This window comes from Cryptosporangium sp. NPDC051539 (assembly GCF_044454545.1).
GTDB lineage: Bacteria > Actinomycetota > Actinomycetes > Mycobacteriales > Cryptosporangiaceae > Cryptosporangium.
The window spans coordinates 138,799-155,658 of sequence record NZ_JBITDV010000008.1; the positions used below are offsets into that span (position 1 = coordinate 138,799).

The following is a 16,860-nucleotide window of genomic DNA, read 5'->3' on the forward strand; positions in this document are numbered from 1 at the left end:
TCTGCTCTCGGCGGGCTTCGGGTCGGAACTCGGGTGCTCAGCCGCGCCAGTCGTCGATCACCGGGACTAGGTCGGAGAGCCTCTGGATCACGGCGTCGGGCTTGCCTACCGTGTGACCGACCTGGTGCGCCGGCACCGCGCTGTGCGGCACGTGCACCGCCCTCATCCCGGCTGCCTGGGCGCCGTAGACGTCGTCGAACAGCCGGTCGCCCACGTAGACGCACTCGGACGGGTCGTCGACCCCGACCGCGTCCATCGCGGCCCGGAACGCCTCCGGGTGCGGCTTCGTCCACGGGATCTCGCTGGTGTAGACCGCGCCGTCGAACTTCTCGAGCACGCCGTCGCGGGCGAGGATGCGCTCGTGGTGCTCGCGGCTCCACAGCGTGTTGGACAGCAGCCCGACCTTCAGACCCCGCTCACGCAGCGCGGTGAGCATCTCGGACGCCTCGGGGTCGGTGTACGTGTGCGGCTCCCAGTGCCGCTCGTGGGCGGCGAGCAGGTCGGCCGTGAGCGCGACACCGGCGGCGGCGCAGATGTCGGTCATCGTGGCCGAGAGGTGCTCGTCGCGAGAGCGGACCCAGGCCGCGTTCTCGGCCGCGAGCAGCGCGTCGATGAGCTCTTCGCCGACCTGGCACTCGTCGGCGACGAGCATCCAGAGCGCCTTCGCGTCGATCGTGTGCCAGGGCGTGAGCGTGCCGCCCCAGTCGAACAGAACCGCCTTTACCATGCCGTCAGCGTCGCACGTGCCTGCGACCGAATTACCCGATCGTCCGCAGCGGACGCTCGGCCGCGAGCGCGGCGACGAGCACCAGCACGCCACCCACCAGATACGCCGCACCGTCCGACCCGGCCGCCACCGCGATCCCGGTGAGCACCAGCACGCCGACGCCCTCCAGGAACAGGTTGGACGCGATCATCGTCGCCTCGATCTGTCCCATCCGGCCCGGCGGCGACAACCGTGCGAACGTCGCCTGCGCGCCGACCGTCCAGCCGGTCGCCGCACCGATCACCACGTTCGCGGTCACCAGCAGCAGCGGGTGGGCCCCGGTGAACAGCACCACCGCACCGGCCAGCAACCCGGCGCCGAGCAGCGCAGCGGTCCGGGTCTGGTTGAGCGGCCGCTCCAGGAACCTCAGGCGCCCCATCACTCCGGCGAACACCGCACCGCCCAGCGCCGACGACGCCATCGCGGCCGGGATCCATCCGTTCGGCGCGTTCGTCGCGACGGTCTCCGGCAGCACGCTGCAGATCAGCGTCGCCCAGGTGAGCAGCGCCAACACGCGCATCGTCGGCTGCCGCCAGATCAGCACGAACCCGGCGCCGGGTGGCAGCCGGTCCCGCCGCTCGCGCCGCTCCTCGCCCGGCAGCGTGGCCAGCATGGCCGCCGCGACCAGGAACGAGACGAGATCGACCAGCAGCGCGACCCGCGGGCCGAGCGCGACGGTCAGCCCGGAGCCGACCGCGATGCCACCGACCTGCGCGAGCATGTTGATCAGCGCGGCCGCGCCGAAGTACGGGAGCTGGACCGGTTGCTCCACCGCTTCCGCCACCACCGCGGTGGTGAGCGCGACGTACGCGGCCCGGGCGGCGCCGAGGACCGCCGACGCGATCAGCGCGGTGGACGCGGCCGGCAACAGCGCGGGCAGGGCCAGCGCGCCCGCCCCGACGATCGCCAGCACGACGAGCGTCGCCCGCCGGGGCAGCACGTCGAGCCAGCCGCCGAGCAGCGTCGCGACCAGGATCGCGGGCAGCGCCCGGGCGGTGTAGACGGCGGCCGCTCCGAGCAGCGATCCGGTCTGCTGGTACCCGAGCAGCAGCAGCGCGGCCAGCCCGACGAAGTCGCCGACCTCGGAGACCGCCTTGACCGCCACCAGCCGCCCCGCGACCGGATGCCGCAGGACCGCGCGGTAACCGACGTGCGCCGCGGGCGCGATCGCCTCGGCGGTCCCTTCGGTGGTGGACTCCACGCGGCTCGATTCGCACATGTCGGCTCGGCCGACAGCCAAAGGGTCGTCTTCGTCCCCATATATTGGGGACAATCGGTCGGAAACTCAAGCAGAACCTGAAACCGGCTCACTTTTCGCGTGCAGGGCGATACTCCAGGACACCGGAGAGTAGCGGTCCGCGAGACGACCGTGCGACAGGCACGGCAGGATGTGCCCGTGACCGACCCCGAAGGCCTGGCGTCCGAACTCGCGCGCCGGATCCGCCGTCGCCGGCCCGCCGAGGTCCTCGCGATCGGCGCGACCGGCTTCCTCGCCCGTTCCGACGACCGGGACGGCGCCGACGTCGAGCTCCTGGTGGTGACCTACCGGGCGGGTACCGGGCCGGTGCCGCTCCGGCGCCGGGTCGAGGGCCATCTCGTCTCGGTCGAGGTCGTGTCCTCGGAGGACCTGCTCACCCGGGCCCGGACGCTGACGACGCTCTGGCCGCTGCGCGCCGACCGGCTCCTGCACGTGCGCCCGCTCGACGACGACAGCGACTGGCTCGCCACCGTCCGCGACGCGCACCTGGCCCGGCTGGCCGAGGCCACGCCGCGGGAGTTCGGCTCGCTGGCCCGGGACGCCTGGTGCGGCGCCGAGTCGCTGCTGGCTCGCGCGGTGCAGGCCGGTCAGTGGCACGACGAGGACAGCGCCCTGCTCCTGCTGGCCGAGGCCCGGATCGCGGCCGCGGTGACCGAGGGGTTGCTGACCCGCACCTACTTCCGCAGCAGCACGGACGCGGCCCGCCGGACCGGGGTCGTCGGCCTCGACCTGGTCGAGCTCGGCGACCGGACCCGCCGGCAAGCGGCTGAGCTCGAAAAACGCGGTCGGCCGACCGACGCCTCGCTCGCTGACCTCTGGTGATCACGCCGCCCGGCGAACCACCGCAGGTACGCCCGCCCCTGGATCGGTGGCGCGCGGCGCGCGCCTCGCCTCCCTCAGGAGACGCCGGCCCCGATCAGGCTTCCCACCGCGTAGGTGATGGCGGCGGCCGCCGCCCCGAGCACGAGTTGACGTAGTCCACCGGTCCACCAGCGGCCGCTGGTCGCGTGGGTCGCGATCGCACCGGCCGCGAACAGCCCGGCACCGCCGATCGCCAGCGCGAGCCAGAGCTCGTCCGAGCCGAGCAGGAACGAGATCAGCGGAACCAGCGCACCGACCGCGAAGCACACGAACGACGAGACCGCGGCCATCCACGGCGAGGGCTTGCCCTCCGGGACGACGCCCAGTTCGGTCAGCGCGTGCAGCCGCAGTTGCAGGTCGGGATCGGCGGCGGCCTCGTCGGCGATCTGCCGGGACACGCCCGGCGACAGACCGGCCCGCTGCAGGGACGCGACCAGCTCGCGCTCCTCGGACTCCGCGTGCACCCGGAGTTCGCGCCGCTCCAGGTTGACCTCGGCGTCCAGCTGCTCGTTCTGCGTGCGGACCGAGGTGTACTCGCCGAGCGCCATCGACACCGCGCCCGCCACCAGCCCGGCGACGCCGGTCAGCACGATCGCGTGCCGGTCGACTCCCCCGCCGCCGACGCCCGCGATCAGTGAGATGTTGGTGACCAGACCGTCCATCGCGCCGAACACCGCGGCACGCAGCCAGCCCCCGGTCACGTCCGAGTGGTGCGGAACCGGGAGAAGTTCCTCGTCGCCCTCGCTCGGGTGCTCGTTCATCGCCGCCCTCCGTCCCCCTGATCCGGGCCTGTGTGTCAGTCTCGCCGCATGCCGAACGCCGCCCGGGAGAAGGCTCCCCTCACCCTGCTGCTGCCTCCGTCGGAGACGAAGCGGCCGGGTGGCGACGGGCCGGCGCTCGAGCTCGACACGCTGGCGTTCCCGGCACTGCACCCGGTCCGCCGGACGTTGACGGCGGCTCTGGGCGAGCTGTCGGCGGGCGACGCCGAACCCGCGCTGAAGGCGCTCGGGCTCTCGGCCGGCCAGCGCGATCAGCTCGACCTCAACGCCGCACTGCCTACAGCGCCGACGAGCCCGGCGCTGTTCCGCTACACCGGTGTGCTGTACGACGCGTTTGACCCGGCCGGGCTCACTCCGGCCATGCGCAAGCGGGCGGCCGACCGGGTGGTGATCTCCTCGGCGCTCTTCGGCGCGGTCCGGGGCAGTGACCCGATTCCGGCGTACCGGCTCTCGGCGGGCGCACGGCTGCCCGGCCTGGGGACGCTGTCCGCGCTGTGGAAGCCGGTGCTCGCGCCGGTGCTCGAGGAGTTCCCCGGCCTGGTCGTGGATCTGCGGTCGGGCGCGTACGTGCAGCTGGCGCCGGTGCGGGGCGCGGTGACGGTCCGGGTCCTCTACGTCGCCCCGGACGGCAGCCGCTCGGTGGTGAGCCACTTCAACAAACACGCCAAGGGCCTACTCGCCCGAGCCCTCGCCACCACGGGCGCCAACGTCCGGACCCCACGAGACGTGATCCGAGTAGCCCACAAGGCCGGCCTGGACGCCGAACGCCACGGCGAATCCGGCGTCGACGTCCTCCTCCACGAACCCCCCGCCGGCACCCCTGCCGCAGCCCGAGCAGCCCGCCTCTAAAACGCCGCAGGCGCATTGGCCCTGAGCTGGAGCCCGTCGAGGGTGGCGCTGACATCCGCGCCACTCGACGCCGCGTATTGGTCATACCCAAGTCGAGTGGCGCGGCTGTCAGCGTCGCCCTCGGCGGGCCGTGCACCTAAGGGAGGGTGAGGATTTCGGCGCCGGTGTCGGTGACGACCAACGTGTGCTCGAACTGGGCGGTCCACTTGCGGTCCTTGGTGACGACCGTCCAGCGGTCGGGCCACATGTCCCAGGTGTAGGTGCCGAGAGTGATCATCGGCTCGATCGTGAACGTCATGCCGGGGACGATCAGGACGTCGAGGTCCGGGTCGTCGAAGTGGGGCACGTGCAGTCCGGAGTGGAACGTCTCGCCGATGCCGTGACCGGTGAAGTCACGCACCACGCCGTACCCGAACCGCCGCGCGTACGACTCGATGACCCGCCCGACCACGTTCAGCTGCCGCCCCGGCTTCACCGCGTTGATCGCCCGCCGGGTGGCCTCCTCGGTCCGCTCCACGAGCAGCCGGGCCTCCTCCGACACGTCCCCGGCGAGGAACGTCGCGTTGCAGTCGCCGTGCACCCCACCGATGAACGCGGTGACGTCGATGTTGACGATGTCGCCGTCCTCGATCACCGTGCTGTCCGGGATGCCGTGGCAGATCACCTCGTTCAGCGAGGTGCAGCACGACTTCGTGAAACCCCGGTAGCCCAGCGTCGACGGGTAGGCGTCGTGCTCGACGATGAACTCGTGGACGACCCGGTCGATCTCGTCGGTCGTCACCCCCGGCTCGACGTGCTTGCCGCCGTACTGCAGGGCCTGGGCCGCGATCCGCGAGGCGACCCGCATCTTCTCGATCGTCTCCGGCGTCTGCACGTCCGAGCCGGTCCAGCGGCGCGGCGCGGGTTTCCCGACGTATTCCGGACGCGGAATGGACGCCGGAACCTCACGCCGAGGGGATTGCCGGCCGGGGACCAGGGGAGCTCGCATGCCCTCCAGGTTAGGTCAGGCTGCAGGGCGCCGGGTGTGGCACCGGAACACTCCGGACGTCATCCCGCCGACACGTCGGCGGGATGGGTGTGGGGTCGCTGGACCTGTCCCACCTTCTGCTCCCGCCCCGGCCACGGCGACCGGTACTGGCAGGTATCGCAGTTCATCAGCACGCTGCCGCCCACCGCCTCGGTGTACCGGGCCAGTACCAGCCGGGCGACCGCGTCGTGCGCGCCCAGCACGTCGGCGGCCCGGGCACCCGCGGCCAGCGCGTCCCGCGCCACCGCGGCCGGCAGCCTCCCCGGCGCCAGGAAGTACGGCACGACCAGGACGTCGTCGTGGCCCAGGCGGTGCAGCCGGTCGACGGCCTCGGCCACCGACGGCCGGGTCGCACCGGCGTACGCCACCTCGACCGGGGCGCCTCCGCCGCGGTACTCCCAGAACAGCCGGGCGGTCCGCCAGATCTCGGCGTTGGCGTCCGGGTCGGCGGCGCCCGCGGCCGCCAGCACCAGCGCGGTCGACGGGTCGGCACCCGCCGACGCCACCCGATCGGCCAGCGCCGAGAGCAGCAGCGGATCCGGCCCGAGCGGGCGGCCGTAGCGGACGTCGAAGCCGGGTTGTGCGTCCCGCACGATCCGGACCGCCCCCGCGATGTCGCCCTTGCTGTGCGAGGCCGCGGTCAGCAGCAGCGGCAGCGTCGCCACCGCGAGCCCGCCCGCGGCGAAGCGGTTCAACGCTCCCCGCACCGACGGCGACTCGTGGTCGACGAACGCCAGCTCGGCCCGGAGCGCGGGCGCCAGCACCCGCACCCGCTCCAGCAGCGCCTGCAGCGTCGCGATGCCCGGCGCGTACGACGTCCCGTGCGCGACCGCCAGCAGCACCGGGTCACGCCCGAGCAGCGGGAGAGCGGTCATACGGCCGCCGGCTGCTCGACCATTCCGGCGGCCACGGTCGCGCCGGTGGATTCGTCGATCAGCAGGAACGAGCCGGTGCCCCGGGACAGCGCGTACGGGTCGACCGCGACCGGCTCGGCGAGCCGCAGCGTCACGTCCCCGATGTCGTTGAGGACCAGCGCGTCGGTGTCTTCCCGCTTGAGCGTGGTGACGTCGAGCCGGTCGGCGACCGCACCGACGATCGCCCGCACCTCGCGGGTACCGGCCCGCAGCCGGAACCGGTCGCCGGCCCGCACCTGACGCTCGGCCAGGATGCAGACCCGTCCGGTCAGCTGCTTCACCGGCTCGGGGGCGTCCGGCGCCGCGGCGATCAGGTCACCTCGCGACACGTCGACGTCGTCGGTGAGCCGGACCGAGACCGAGCGTCCGGTCGAGGCCGCGTCGAGCGAACCGTCGTGCGTGTCGATACCGGCCACCGTCGACCGGCGGCCGGACGGCAGCACGACGATCTCGTCCCCGACCCGGAGCGTCCCGGCGGCGATCCGGCCGGCGTACGCGCGGTAGTCCGGGTGCTCGGCCGACCGGGGCCGGATCACGAGCTGGACCGGCAGCCGCGCTCCCACCGCACCACCGCGTGGCGGGACCGGGACCGTCTCCAGGTGATCGAGCAGCGTCTGGCCCGCGTACCAGCCGAATTTGGCCGACGGCTCGACGACGTTGTCGCCGTGCAGGGCCGAGACCGGGATCGCGGTGACGGACCTGAGGCCGAGTTCGGCCGCGAGCACGTCGAAGTCCGCGACGATCCGGTCGTAGACCTCCTCGGAGAACCCGACCAGATCCATCTTGTTGACGGCCAGCACGACATGCCCGACGCCGAGCAGCGCGGCCACCGCGGCGTGCCGGTGCGACTGTTCGACCAGGCCGTGCCGGGCGTCGACGAGCACGACCGCGACGTCGGCGGTGGACGCGCCGGTCACCATGTTGCGGGTGTACTGGACGTGCCCCGGGGTGTCGGCCAGCACGAAGGTCCGGCGGGGCGTGGCGAAGTAGCGGTACGCCACGTCGATCGTGATGCCCTGCTCCCGCTCGGCGCGCAGACCGTCGGTGAGCAGCGCCAGGTCGGCGGCGTCCAGCCCGCGCCGCTTCGACGCCGCTTCCACGGCGTCGAATTGGTCGGCGAAGACGTTCTTCGAATCGTGGAGCAGGCGTCCGATCAGCGTGCTTTTGCCGTCGTCCACCGACCCGGCGGTGGCGACTCGCAACAGATCAGACATTTTTAGAAGTATCCCTCGCGCTTGCGGTCTTCCATGGCGGCCTCGCTGGCGCGGTCGTCGGCGCGGGTCGCACCCCGCTCGGTGAGCCGGCTGGTCGCGGTCTCGGCGATCACGTCCTCGACCGTGGCGGCGGTCGAGCGCACGGCGCCGGTGCAGGTCGCGTCGCCGACCGTCCGGTATCGGACAGTCTCGACGCGGACCTCCTCGCCGGGCCGCGGCGGGGTGAACGGCGTCACCGCGAGCACCATGCCGTCCCGGTCGAACACCTCGCGCTCGTGCGCGTAGTAGATGCCCGGCACCTCGATGCCGTCCCGGGCGATGTACCGCCAGATGTCGAGCTCGGTCCAGTTCGACAGCGGGAAGATCCGGACGTGCTCGCCCGGTGCGATCCGCCCGTTGTAGAGGTCCCAGAGCTCGGGGCGCTGGTTGCGCGGGTCCCACTGGCCGAACTCGTCGCGGATCGAGAACACCCGCTCCTTGGCCCGGGCCTTCTCCTCGTCGCGCCGGGCGCCACCGAGCACCGCGTCGAACTTGTTCTCGGTGATCGCGTCCAGCAGCGGGACGGTCTGCAGCGGGTTGCGGGTTCCGCCCGGGCGCTCGACGACCCGGCCGCGGTCGATCGCGTCCTGCACCGAGGCGACGACCAGGTCGAGCCCCAGCTCAGCGGCCCGGCGGTCGCGGAACTCGATGACCTCGGGGAAGTTGTGGCCGGTGTCGACGTGCATCACCGGGAACGGGATCCGGCCGGGAGAGAACGCCTTCTCGGCCAGCCGGAGCATGACGATCGAGTCCTTGCCCCCGGAGAAGAGCAGAACCGGCCGCTCGAAGCTGCCGACCACCTCGCGCAGGATGTGGATCGACTCGTCCTCCAGCGCGGTCAGCGCGGCATCCCGAGCGTCTTCCAGGTGCTGGAGATCGAGGTCGGAGAGGGTGGTCACAGCAGGCCCCTTTCGGACAACGCGGCAAGCACCGCGTCCACGGACGCATCGAGGGCGGACGATTCGGTGCGGAGCACGAGCTCGGGTGAGGCCGGCGCCTCGTAGACGTCGTCGACGCCGGTCAGACCGGAGATCTCCCCGGCGCGCTGCCGCGCGTAGAGGCCTTTCACGTCACGGACCGAGCAGACCTCGACCGGCGTGGCGACGTGGACTTCGAGGAACGCTGTGCCGCTCGCCCGGTGCCGGGCGCGGACCTCGTCCCGGGCGGACGCGAACGGCGAGATGACCGCCGCCAGCACCAGCACGCCGTTGCGGGCGAGCAGTTCGGCGACGAAGCCGATCCGGGCCACGTTCGTGTCCCGGTCTTCCCGGCTGAACCCGAGACCGGCCGACAGGTGTTCCCGGACCGCGTCCCCGTCGAGCACCTCGACCCGGTAACCGGCGGCGCGGAGCCGCTCGCCGACCGCGTTCGCGGTGGTGGTCTTACCGGCGCTCGGGAGACCCGTGAACCAGACGGTGGCGCCCGGTGTGGGATCCGCCACAGTGGGCGTGGCGGAGGGGCCACTCTCCGTGCTACCGGCGGGGGCGCCGGAGGGGTGAGTCGATGCGATCGGCATCGCGCGTTGCTCCTGACCTCGGGGAGGGAGTCCGGGGACATTTATCTATGTATGGGACATAGGTATTGTCTCGCCCGAAGCTCTGCGACGGGGACACGACTTGGTGCGCAGGGCGAAACGCCTGCTCAATCGACAAGCCGGGGAAAACCGTCTACGCGAGCCGAGAAATGCCGGAACCCGCGCTCAGCCCGGAAGACACGCTGCGCTGGAGACGCGCAGGAAGTCGACGTGCCGACGCGTGGTCAGCAGCGCCGAGGCGGGGCGGGAACGGCCGGTCATGGTTGCCGATGATGACACAGCAAAACTGCGCCGCCAACCGGTAACCGAATGCCTACTATTCCAGTAGGTGAGCACAGATTCCCAGCATCTGGCTAGTGTCGAATCGCTGTGCGATGCTCTGTGGTGTGACGACGCGAGGCACCCTCCTGGTCGCCCGCCTGCATGTTGACCTGCAGCGGGTGATCTCGGCGGCCTGTCAGGCCTGACCGCCCGTCCCTCGTCCGTCTTCCGACCGCTTTCTCCCCCTGAAGCCCCCGGTCTGCCGGTGTGTGCTCCGCGGTCCGACACCTGTGAGGTAGTCCCTAAATGCCTGGTCGTCCGCGTGGGCAAGGCCAGTGGGCTCTCGGCTATCGCGAGCCGCTGAACAAGAACGAGCAGTTCAAGAAGGATTCCGACGGTCTGTCGGTCCGGGACCGCATCGAGAACATCTACGCGCACCGCGGGTTCGACTCGATCGATCCGCAGGACCTGCGCGGCCGGATGCGCTGGTACGGCCTCTACACGCAGCGCGCGCCCGGCATCCCCGGCGGCAAGACCGCCGTGCTGGAGCCGGAGGAGCTCGACGACCGCTACTTCATGCTGCGCGTCCGCATCGACGGCGGCCGGATGACGTCCGAGCAGTTGCGGGTCATCGCCGGTATCGCGACCGAGTTCGGCCGCGACGTGGCCGACGTCACCGACCGGCAGAACATCCAGCTGCACTGGATCGCGATCGAGGACGTGCCGGAGATCTGGCGCCGCCTCGAGGGGGTCGGCCTCTCCACCACCGAGGCCTGCGGCGACACGCCGCGGGTCATCCTCGGCTGCCCGCTCGCCGGCGAACTCGAGACCGACGTCCTCGACGCGACCGAGGCGCTGCGGAACGTCGTCGACCGCTACATCGGCGACCCGGCGTTCTCGAACCTCCCGCGCAAGTTCAAGAGCTCGATCTCCGGCTGCGCCGAGCACTGCACCAACCACGAGATCAACGACGTCGGGTTCGTCGGCGTCGTCGGTCCCGACGGCGAGCCCGGTTTCGACCTCTGGGTCGGCGGTGGCCTCTCCACCAACCCCCGGTTCGCCGAGCGTCTCGGCGTCTTCGTCCGCCCCGACCAGGTGGACGCCGCCTGGGTCGGCGTCGTCAGCATCTTCCGCGACTACGGGTACCGCCGGTCGCGCAACCACGCGCGCCTGAAGTTCCTGCTGGCCGACTGGGGCCCGGAGAAGTTCCGCGAGGTGCTCGAGACCGAGTACCTGAAAGAGAAGCTGCCCGACGGCCCGGCACCGGCGAAGCCGATCCAGGACCAGCGCGACCACGTCGGCCTCACGCCGATGCGCAACGGCACGTTCGCGCTCGGGTTCGCCCCGCGGGCCGGCCGGCTGTCCGGCACGATCCTCACCGCGGTCGCCGACCTGTCCGACCGGCTCGGCGACGGACGCGTCGCGGCCACCGCGCAGCAGAAGCTCGTGCTGCTCGGCGTCGCGCGGTCCGACGTCGCCGAGGTGACCGACGAGCTCGCGACGCACGACCTGCTGGTGAATCCGAGCGCGTTCCGCCGCGGGACGATGGCCTGTACCGGGCTCGAGTTCTGCAAGCTGGCGATCGTCGAGACCAAGGCCCGCGCCGACGTGCTCTACCGCGAGCTGGAGAAGCGCCTGCCCGACTTCGACGAGCCGATCACGATCAACGTCAACGGCTGCCCGAACTCGTGCGCCCGGTTCCAGACCGCCGACGTCGGCTTCAAAGGTTCGATGGTCCGCGACGACCACGGCAACACCGTCGAGGGCTTCCAGGTGCACCTCGGCGGGCATTTCGGCGCCGATGCCGCGTTCGGCCGCAAGTTCCGTGGCCTGAAGGTCACCGCCGACGGGATGCCCGACTACGTCGAGCGGATCCTGCGCGGCTACCTGGAGCGCCGGGAGCCGGGCGAGCGCTTCGCCGGCTACGTCGCCCGGGCCGAGGAAGCCTGGCTCCTGTGAGCGAGCGGGCCGCCCCCTTCTACTGCCCCTACTGCGGCGAGGAAGACATCCGTCCCGACGGTGAGCACCACGGTCAATGGCGCTGTGGAGCCTGCCTGCGGGTCTGGACGCTGAAGTACATCGGTCTGAGCCGTCCTCAGGCGGCCGAATTAGACCAGGAGGTGACGTCATGACCGACATGCTGGCTCGACCGGATGCCGGATTCTCTGATACTTCCGCGCTGCGCGCGCTCGCCGACGAAGCGGCCGCCGCGCTCGAGGGCGCACACCCCGTCGAGGTCCTCCGCTGGGCCGGGGAGACGTTCGGCGACCGGTTCTGCCTCACTTCTTCCATGGGGGACGCCGTCCTCGCGACGCTCGCGGCGGAGGCCGTGCCCGGCGTCGACGTGGTGTTCCTCGACACCGGCTACCACTTCCCCGAGACACTGCAGACGCGCGACCGGGTCGCCGCCGAGCTCGACGTCACGGTCGTGACCGTGAAGCCGGAGCTGACCGTCGCGCAGCAGAACATCACGTACGGGCAGAGCCTGTACGCGCGTGACTCCGACTCGTGCTGCGCGATGCGCAAGGTCGAGCCGCTCGACCGCGGGCTGGCGCCGTACTCGGCGTGGGGGTCGGGGCTGCGCCGGGACGAGTCGTTCGCGCGCCGTCACACGCCGGTGGTGGGCATCGATTCGCGCCGGAACAAGATCAAGGTGAACCCGCTGGCCTGCTGGACGCAGGACGACGTCGACCGGTTCGTGGCGGAGCGGAACGTGATTCTGAACCCGCTGGTCGACCGGGGGTTCGCGTCGATCGGGTGCGCGCCCTGCACGCGGCCGGTGGCGGTCGGCGAAGACCAGCGGGCCGGGCGCTGGTCGGGGTCGGAGAAGACCGAGTGCGGCATTCACTTGTAAGCATGGTGTAGCGGCCGACCTGCACAAATACCCACACAGAGCACTCAGCACCGGCACAGGAAGCTCACAGTTTCGCGAGCGACCGTTCAGGACATGGACGAATCGCACCGCTCCCCCGCAGCCAGCACCGGCGGTGACCAGGCCGGCGCTCCGCTGACGCCCCCCTCCGACACTCAGCACCCGCACGGGGATCCGCGCCCCTCGGACGCGTCCTCCCCGTGGGCGGCCCCGGCCGCCTCCCCCACCCCGGCCCAGGCCGGGCCCCACCCCACTGCCTCGTTCCCGGCCGGGAACGAGGGCGCGCCCTCCGCGGGCGTCCCGCACCAGGCCGCGCCGCACTCGGCGCCGCCGCACCTCACCGGCGCGCACCAGACCGGGCCGCACCAGACCGGGCCGTTCCCCGCCTGGACGACCGGTGGCGCCGGACCCGGGGGCCCCTACGCCACTTCGCCGCTCGGCACGATGACGCCGCCGGCTCGGCGACGGGGCCCGGTCGCGGTGGCGATCGCCGGGGGCGCGCTCGTCCTGGCGCTGGTCGCGGGAGGCGCGGGGGCCGCGGTGGGAGTCGCGGTCAGCGACCACAACAGCGGCACCGGCGTGACGATCAACCAGGAGACCGGCACCGCGACGACCGCGACCAGCCAGACCGGCACCGTCGAAGCCGCCGCCACCACCGCGCTCAAGAGCGTCGTCACGATCGAGGTCACCGCGAGCGCCGGCTCCGGCACCGGCTCGGGCGTGGTGCTCGATTCCCAGGGCCACATCCTCACGAACAACCACGTCGTCGAGGAGGCCGCGAACGGCGGCACGATCACGGTCGTCCTGCCCAGCGGCGAGAGCCGCACGGCCACGATCGTCGGCCGCGACCCGTCCTCCGACATCGCGGTGATCAAGCTGGGCAACGCCGCCGGGATCACTCCGGCGACGTTCGCCCGGTCCTCCACCGTGAAGACCGGCCAGACCGTGCTCGCGATCGGCGCGCCGCTCGGCCTCTCGAACACCGTCACCGAGGGCATCGTCAGCGCGCTCAACCGCCCGGTCCGCACCGGGTCGTCCGCCGACCAGAACACGGTCCTCGACGCGGTCCAGACCGACGCCGCGATCAACCCGGGTAACTCCGGCGGGGCCCTCGTCGACCTGAACGGCCGGGTGATCGGCATCAACTCGGCGATCGCGACGGTGTCCGGCAGTTCCGGCAACCGCGGGCAGGATTCGCAGTCCGGCAACATCGGCGTCGGGTTCGCGATCCCGGCCGACACCGCGCTGAACGTCGCGAAGCAGCTGATCCAGGACGGCACCGCGGAGCACGCGACGCTCGGCGTCAGCGCCCAGGACACCCAGAACGGCACCGGCGCGCAGATCGCCCAGGTGACGAACGGATCCGGCGCCGACAAAGCCGGTCTGAAGGCCGGGGACGTCGTCACCGCGATCGGCGACCGCCGGGTCACCGACACCGACGGCCTGGTCGCCGCGGTCCGCTCCCACAACCCGGGCGAGTCGGTGAGGATCACCTACACCCGGGGTGGCCAGAGCTCCACCGCCACCGCCACCTTGAACAGCAGCTCCACCTGAGTCCGACCCCCATCCCCGTGCGCGCCACTCCACTGGCACGAGCGCACGGAGGGCCCTCCCTCCCCCGGACGGGCCCGAACCGCCGCATCGCCTCCCACCGCGGTGCGGCGGTTCCGCGTGCGACCCGTCACCGGGCCTCCGGCGCCGGGGAAACCGGTTCACCTCCGGCGGCCGGGGAAACCCGGTTCACCTGCGGACGGCCGCCCGCACCAGCGCCCAGCCCAGCCCCAGCGCCACCAACCCGATCCACGCCGTGACCGGCACCACCACCAGGTGCGCCACCCGCTCGGCCAGCAACCCGTTCAGCCCGGTCACCGCGACGATCAGCAGGCCCACCGTCGCCGCCGCGACCCCCGCCCCGGACGCCACCCCGTCCAACGGCCCGCCCCGCCGCCGAGGCCGCCCGGCCGCCGCCGGAGCCTCCGGACGAACGGCCGGACGCTCGAAGCGACGAGCCGCCAGCACCAGCGGCACCAGCACGGCGGCGAGCACGGCCACCCACACCGGCCGGGTGGCCCACCAGACCGCGCCACCGGGCGCGGGCACCGGCAACCCGGCCACCACCACCCCGGCCACCACGAACAACGCGGTCAGGTGCCAGAGGAAGACCGTCATCACGACCCCGTTGGCCGCCACGACCGCCGTCCACACCCGGCGCCGGCCGAGCCACCGGGTCACCGGCCCGCGCCCCAGCACGACCAGACCCGTCAGCCACGCCCCGTGGGCCACCAGCGCCAGCGTCGGCGGGTTCATGTTCGACACCGGCGCTCCGGGCAGCCCGACCATCGACACCGGGTACCAGCCGGACACCCACGTCAGCAGCACCACCGAGACCAGCCCGCCGCCGGCCAGCCACCACCCGGCCCGCCGGGTCAGCCGGCCGTCCGCGTACAGGAACCCGACCTGGTGCGCCGCCAGCCACACCAGCGCGACGTTCACCGCTCCCACGGACGGCACCCCGCCCAGCAACCGGACCGCGTCCACCGCTCCGGCCGCGGCCACCAGCGCGACCGGCACCCACACCCCCCAGCGCCGGTGGGCCGCCCACATCAACGGGGCCAGCCCGACCACCCCGAGATACACCCCGAGGAACCAGAGCGGCTGCACCACGGTCCGGGTCGCGGCCCGGAACAGCTCCGCCGACGCCGAATCCCCGGACTGCAGCCCGGCCAGCTCGGTCACCGCCGCCAGGGAGGCCCACACCCCGAGGAACACCGCCGTGGGCGCCAGCAACCGCCGCAACCGGGCCGCGACGAACTCCGGGTACGTCCCGCCGCGCCGCCGTGACGACGTCAGCGCGGCCGCGTGCGCGGCGCCGCCGACCAGGAAGAACAGCGGCATCACCTGGAACACCCAGGTCAGCAGTTGGGCGGCGGGCAGGTCCGCGAGGACGTTGCCGGCCCGCAGCCGCCCGTTTTCCACCGACAGCGTCAGCATCAGCCAGTGCCCCAGCACCACCACGCCGATCGACCCGACCCGCAACAGGTCGAGGTACCGATCTCGCGAGGCCGGGGTCCGGGCCGCGAGCACCGAGGGCGACAGCATCGGAGAAGCAGTCATGTCTTCACGGTCGCGTCTCGAAGCCGGGTAGCGCAGAGCAGTTCTACTCGGTGTGTGCTCAGATAGCGCATGACCTCCGACGTCTCCCCTGCCGCACACCCGAACGTCACCGCCGTGAACGACGTCCTCACGGCGTTCGGGTCGAGGAACCGCGTCCGGATCCTGCCGGGCGAGGCCCGCACCGCGGCCGCGGCGGCCGAGGCGCTCGGCGTCACCGTCGGGCAGATCGCGAACTCGCTGGTGTTCGACGCGGACGGCGTCCCGCTGCTGGTGCTGGCGTCCGGCGAGCACCGGGTCGACACGACGATGATCGCCGCGCTCTGCGAGGTCGCGACCGTCCGCCGCGCCACGCCCGACTTCGTCCGGGACGTGACCGGCCAGGCGATCGGCGGCGTCGCACCGGTGGGCCACCCGAACCGGCTCCGCACGCTGGTCGACGTGGCACTCGCCCGGTACGAGACCGTGTGGGCGGCCGGCGGTGTCCCGCACGCGGTGTTCCCCACGACTTACGACGAACTGCTCCGCATCACCGGGGGCGTTGCGGCCGAAGTTGCCTGAGAGAAACCTGAGCCCGCCTCCCGCTGCCGTTCACACTCGTCACCTCTAGGCTTGACCCATGCCAGTCGCGCCGGAGTCCGGGTCGGTGACCCCGCGCACTCCGGTACGGGTCCCCGCGGTGGTCACCGTGCACGTCTGGCGCGTGCCCGGCCGGCGGGTGCCGACCGCGCTGACCCGGATGGCCACCGACCGCGCGCGGCTACGGAAAGTGCGCGGGCTGCGGTTCGCCCGGCTGCTCGGCACCGGCCGCGGCAGCACATTCGCGATCCGCGACGCCGACCTGCACCGCTGGGCGCTGCTCGCGTCCTGGGGCAGCGAGGACGACGCCACGGAGTTCGAAAAAGCCCCCACCGTCCGCGGCTGGAACCGCCTGGCCGAGGAACGCTGGCGGGTCGAGCTGACGCCGCTGGCCTCGCACGGCCGCTGGGGCGGGCGGGAACCGTTCGGCGCGCCGTCACCGCGCCGGTGGGACGGTCCGGTCGCGTCGCTCACCCGGGCCCGTATCTCGGCCCGGAAGGCGGTCACGTTCTGGCGGGCGGTGCCGCCCGTGGCGTCCGCGTTGTCGGAGTACCGCAACAACGGCGGCCTGCTGGCCGCATTCGGCGTCGGTGAGGCTCCGGCCGGGTGGCAGGGGACGCTGAGCGTCTGGCGAACGGCGGAGGACCTTCGCGCGTTCGCCTACCAGGGAGCCGCGCACAGCGCGGCGATCCGCAGAACGAAGGAGACCGGGTGGTACGCCGAGGAACTCTTCGCCCGTTTCGGCGTGGTGCGAGCGGACGGCTCGCTGGACGGCAGAGATCCGCTGAGGTGACTC

Annotated in this window: 18 protein-coding genes; 8 read left to right on the forward strand and 10 right to left on the reverse strand. The window is 72.3% G+C overall.

All coding sequences use genetic code 11. The annotated features are described in order from the left end of the window. Positions 1-37 precede the first annotated feature (37 nt). The gene (locus tag ACIBZJ_RS24910) at positions 38-727 is read right to left on the reverse strand and encodes an HAD family hydrolase (protein WP_395933468.1); all 690 of its coding nucleotides are present in this window, start codon (positions 725-727) and stop codon (positions 38-40) included. Positions 728-758: 31 nt separating this feature from the next. Continuing rightward, positions 759-1,967, reverse strand: a complete 1,209-nt coding sequence (locus tag ACIBZJ_RS24915) for an MFS transporter (RefSeq protein ID WP_395933470.1) — start codon at positions 1,965-1,967, stop codon at positions 759-761. 195 nt (positions 1,968-2,162) lie between these two features. Here ACIBZJ_RS24915 and ACIBZJ_RS24920 point away from each other — a divergent pair, with 195 nt between their 5' ends. After that, entirely contained in the window at positions 2,163-2,846 is a 684-nt protein-coding gene (locus tag ACIBZJ_RS24920) for a nucleotidyltransferase domain-containing protein (RefSeq protein ID WP_395933472.1), read from the forward strand. Positions 2,847-2,920: 74 nt separating this feature from the next. Here ACIBZJ_RS24920 and ACIBZJ_RS24925 read toward each other — a convergent pair whose 3' ends face one another. Beyond that, positions 2,921-3,646 (reverse strand): VIT1/CCC1 transporter family protein, encoded by a 726-nt coding sequence (locus ACIBZJ_RS24925; protein WP_395933474.1) that lies wholly within the window; start codon positions 3,644-3,646, stop codon positions 2,921-2,923. Between the two features lie 48 nt (positions 3,647-3,694). On the opposite strand from ACIBZJ_RS24925, the gene ACIBZJ_RS24930 reads away from it, so the two are divergent. Further along, positions 3,695-4,513 (forward strand): YaaA family protein, encoded by an 819-nt coding sequence (locus ACIBZJ_RS24930; RefSeq protein ID WP_395933476.1) that lies wholly within the window; start codon positions 3,695-3,697, stop codon positions 4,511-4,513. Positions 4,514-4,649: 136 nt separating this feature from the next. Here ACIBZJ_RS24930 and map read toward each other — a convergent pair whose 3' ends face one another. From map to ACIBZJ_RS24960, 6 genes are all read right to left on the reverse strand, one after another. Continuing rightward, entirely contained in the window at positions 4,650-5,501 is an 852-nt protein-coding gene (gene map, locus ACIBZJ_RS24935) for a type I methionyl aminopeptidase (protein WP_395933478.1), read from the reverse strand. Positions 5,502-5,560: 59 nt separating this feature from the next. Further along, a complete protein-coding gene (locus ACIBZJ_RS24940; protein ID WP_395933480.1) occupies positions 5,561-6,415 on the reverse strand; it encodes a sirohydrochlorin chelatase in 855 nt (284 codons plus the stop codon). Continuing rightward, positions 6,412-7,668, reverse strand: a complete 1,257-nt coding sequence (locus ACIBZJ_RS24945; protein WP_395933482.1) for a sulfate adenylyltransferase subunit 1 — start codon at positions 7,666-7,668, stop codon at positions 6,412-6,414. The genes ACIBZJ_RS24940 and ACIBZJ_RS24945 overlap by 4 nt, the downstream gene beginning before the upstream one ends. A 2-nt stretch (positions 7,669-7,670) precedes the next feature. After that, the gene (gene cysD, locus ACIBZJ_RS24950) at positions 7,671-8,606 is read right to left on the reverse strand and encodes a sulfate adenylyltransferase subunit CysD (RefSeq protein WP_395933484.1); all 936 of its coding nucleotides are present in this window, start codon (positions 8,604-8,606) and stop codon (positions 7,671-7,673) included. Beyond that, positions 8,603-9,148, reverse strand: coding sequence for an adenylyl-sulfate kinase (gene cysC / locus ACIBZJ_RS24955; protein WP_395933486.1), 546 nt, complete (start codon positions 9,146-9,148; stop codon positions 8,603-8,605). The genes cysD and cysC overlap by 4 nt, the downstream gene beginning before the upstream one ends. 258 nt (positions 9,149-9,406) lie before the next feature. Further along, positions 9,407-9,502: a putative leader peptide gene (locus ACIBZJ_RS24960; RefSeq protein ID WP_395933488.1), complete on the reverse strand. Its 96-nt coding sequence runs from the start codon at positions 9,500-9,502 to the stop codon at positions 9,407-9,409. Positions 9,503-9,615: 113 nt separating this feature from the next. Here ACIBZJ_RS24960 and ACIBZJ_RS24965 point away from each other — a divergent pair, with 113 nt between their 5' ends. From ACIBZJ_RS24965 to ACIBZJ_RS24980, 4 genes are all read left to right on the forward strand, one after another. Continuing rightward, the gene (locus ACIBZJ_RS24965; protein WP_395934093.1) at positions 9,616-9,708 is read left to right on the forward strand and encodes a putative leader peptide; all 93 of its coding nucleotides are present in this window, start codon (positions 9,616-9,618) and stop codon (positions 9,706-9,708) included. Between the two features lie 100 nt (positions 9,709-9,808). Further along, positions 9,809-11,461: a nitrite/sulfite reductase gene (locus tag ACIBZJ_RS24970; protein WP_395933490.1), complete on the forward strand. Its 1,653-nt coding sequence runs from the start codon at positions 9,809-9,811 to the stop codon at positions 11,459-11,461. A gap of 169 nt (positions 11,462-11,630) precedes the next feature. Further along, on the forward strand, positions 11,631-12,356 hold the full coding sequence (locus ACIBZJ_RS24975) for a phosphoadenylyl-sulfate reductase (RefSeq protein ID WP_395933492.1): 726 nt from the start codon (positions 11,631-11,633) through the stop codon (positions 12,354-12,356). A gap of 93 nt (positions 12,357-12,449) precedes the next feature. Continuing rightward, a complete protein-coding gene (locus ACIBZJ_RS24980) occupies positions 12,450-13,928 on the forward strand; it encodes a S1C family serine protease (RefSeq protein ID WP_395933494.1) in 1,479 nt (492 codons plus the stop codon). A 186-nt stretch (positions 13,929-14,114) separates the two neighbouring features. On the opposite strand, the gene ACIBZJ_RS24985 is transcribed toward ACIBZJ_RS24980, so the two are convergent. Further along, on the reverse strand, positions 14,115-15,488 hold the full coding sequence (locus ACIBZJ_RS24985) for an acyltransferase (protein ID WP_395933496.1): 1,374 nt from the start codon (positions 15,486-15,488) through the stop codon (positions 14,115-14,117). A 69-nt stretch (positions 15,489-15,557) separates the two neighbouring features. Between ACIBZJ_RS24985 and ACIBZJ_RS24990 the strand changes: the two genes are divergently transcribed. Together ACIBZJ_RS24990 and ACIBZJ_RS24995 are read left to right on the forward strand one after the other, a co-directional pair. Then, positions 15,558-16,046: a YbaK/EbsC family protein gene (locus ACIBZJ_RS24990; RefSeq protein ID WP_395933498.1), complete on the forward strand. Its 489-nt coding sequence runs from the start codon at positions 15,558-15,560 to the stop codon at positions 16,044-16,046. Between the two features lie 58 nt (positions 16,047-16,104). Then, the gene (locus ACIBZJ_RS24995; RefSeq protein WP_395933500.1) at positions 16,105-16,857 is read left to right on the forward strand and encodes a monooxygenase; all 753 of its coding nucleotides are present in this window, start codon (positions 16,105-16,107) and stop codon (positions 16,855-16,857) included. The last annotated feature ends 3 nt before the right edge of the window (positions 16,858-16,860 follow it).

Excerpts from the sequence above, each read along its gene's own strand:
- ACIBZJ_RS24910 (WP_395933468.1), bottom strand. The coding sequence starts at position 727 with ATGGTAAAGGCGGTTCTGTTCGACTGGGGCGGCACGCTCACGCCCTGG.
- ACIBZJ_RS24925 (WP_395933474.1), bottom strand. The coding sequence starts at position 3,646 with ATGAACGAGCACCCGAGCGAGGGCGACGAGGAACTTCTCCCGGTTCCG.
- ACIBZJ_RS24930 (WP_395933476.1), top strand. The coding sequence starts at position 3,695 with ATGCCGAACGCCGCCCGGGAGAAGGCTCCCCTCACCCTGCTGCTGCCT.
- map (WP_395933478.1), bottom strand. The coding sequence starts at position 5,501 with ATGCGAGCTCCCCTGGTCCCCGGCCGGCAATCCCCTCGGCGTGAGGTT.
- ACIBZJ_RS24940 (WP_395933480.1), bottom strand. The coding sequence starts at position 6,415 with ATGACCGCTCTCCCGCTGCTCGGGCGTGACCCGGTGCTGCTGGCGGTC.
- ACIBZJ_RS24945 (WP_395933482.1), bottom strand. The coding sequence starts at position 7,668 with ATGTCTGATCTGTTGCGAGTCGCCACCGCCGGGTCGGTGGACGACGGC.
- ACIBZJ_RS24960 (WP_395933488.1), bottom strand. The coding sequence starts at position 9,502 with ATGACCGGCCGTTCCCGCCCCGCCTCGGCGCTGCTGACCACGCGTCGG.
- ACIBZJ_RS24965 (WP_395934093.1), top strand. The coding sequence starts at position 9,616 with ATGCTCTGTGGTGTGACGACGCGAGGCACCCTCCTGGTCGCCCGCCTG.
- ACIBZJ_RS24970 (WP_395933490.1), top strand. The coding sequence starts at position 9,809 with ATGCCTGGTCGTCCGCGTGGGCAAGGCCAGTGGGCTCTCGGCTATCGC.
- ACIBZJ_RS24975 (WP_395933492.1), top strand. The coding sequence starts at position 11,631 with ATGACCGACATGCTGGCTCGACCGGATGCCGGATTCTCTGATACTTCC.
- ACIBZJ_RS24980 (WP_395933494.1), top strand. The coding sequence starts at position 12,450 with ATGGACGAATCGCACCGCTCCCCCGCAGCCAGCACCGGCGGTGACCAG.
- ACIBZJ_RS24985 (WP_395933496.1), bottom strand. The coding sequence starts at position 15,488 with ATGACTGCTTCTCCGATGCTGTCGCCCTCGGTGCTCGCGGCCCGGACC.
- ACIBZJ_RS24990 (WP_395933498.1), top strand. The coding sequence starts at position 15,558 with ATGACCTCCGACGTCTCCCCTGCCGCACACCCGAACGTCACCGCCGTG.
- ACIBZJ_RS24995 (WP_395933500.1), top strand. The coding sequence starts at position 16,105 with ATGCCAGTCGCGCCGGAGTCCGGGTCGGTGACCCCGCGCACTCCGGTA.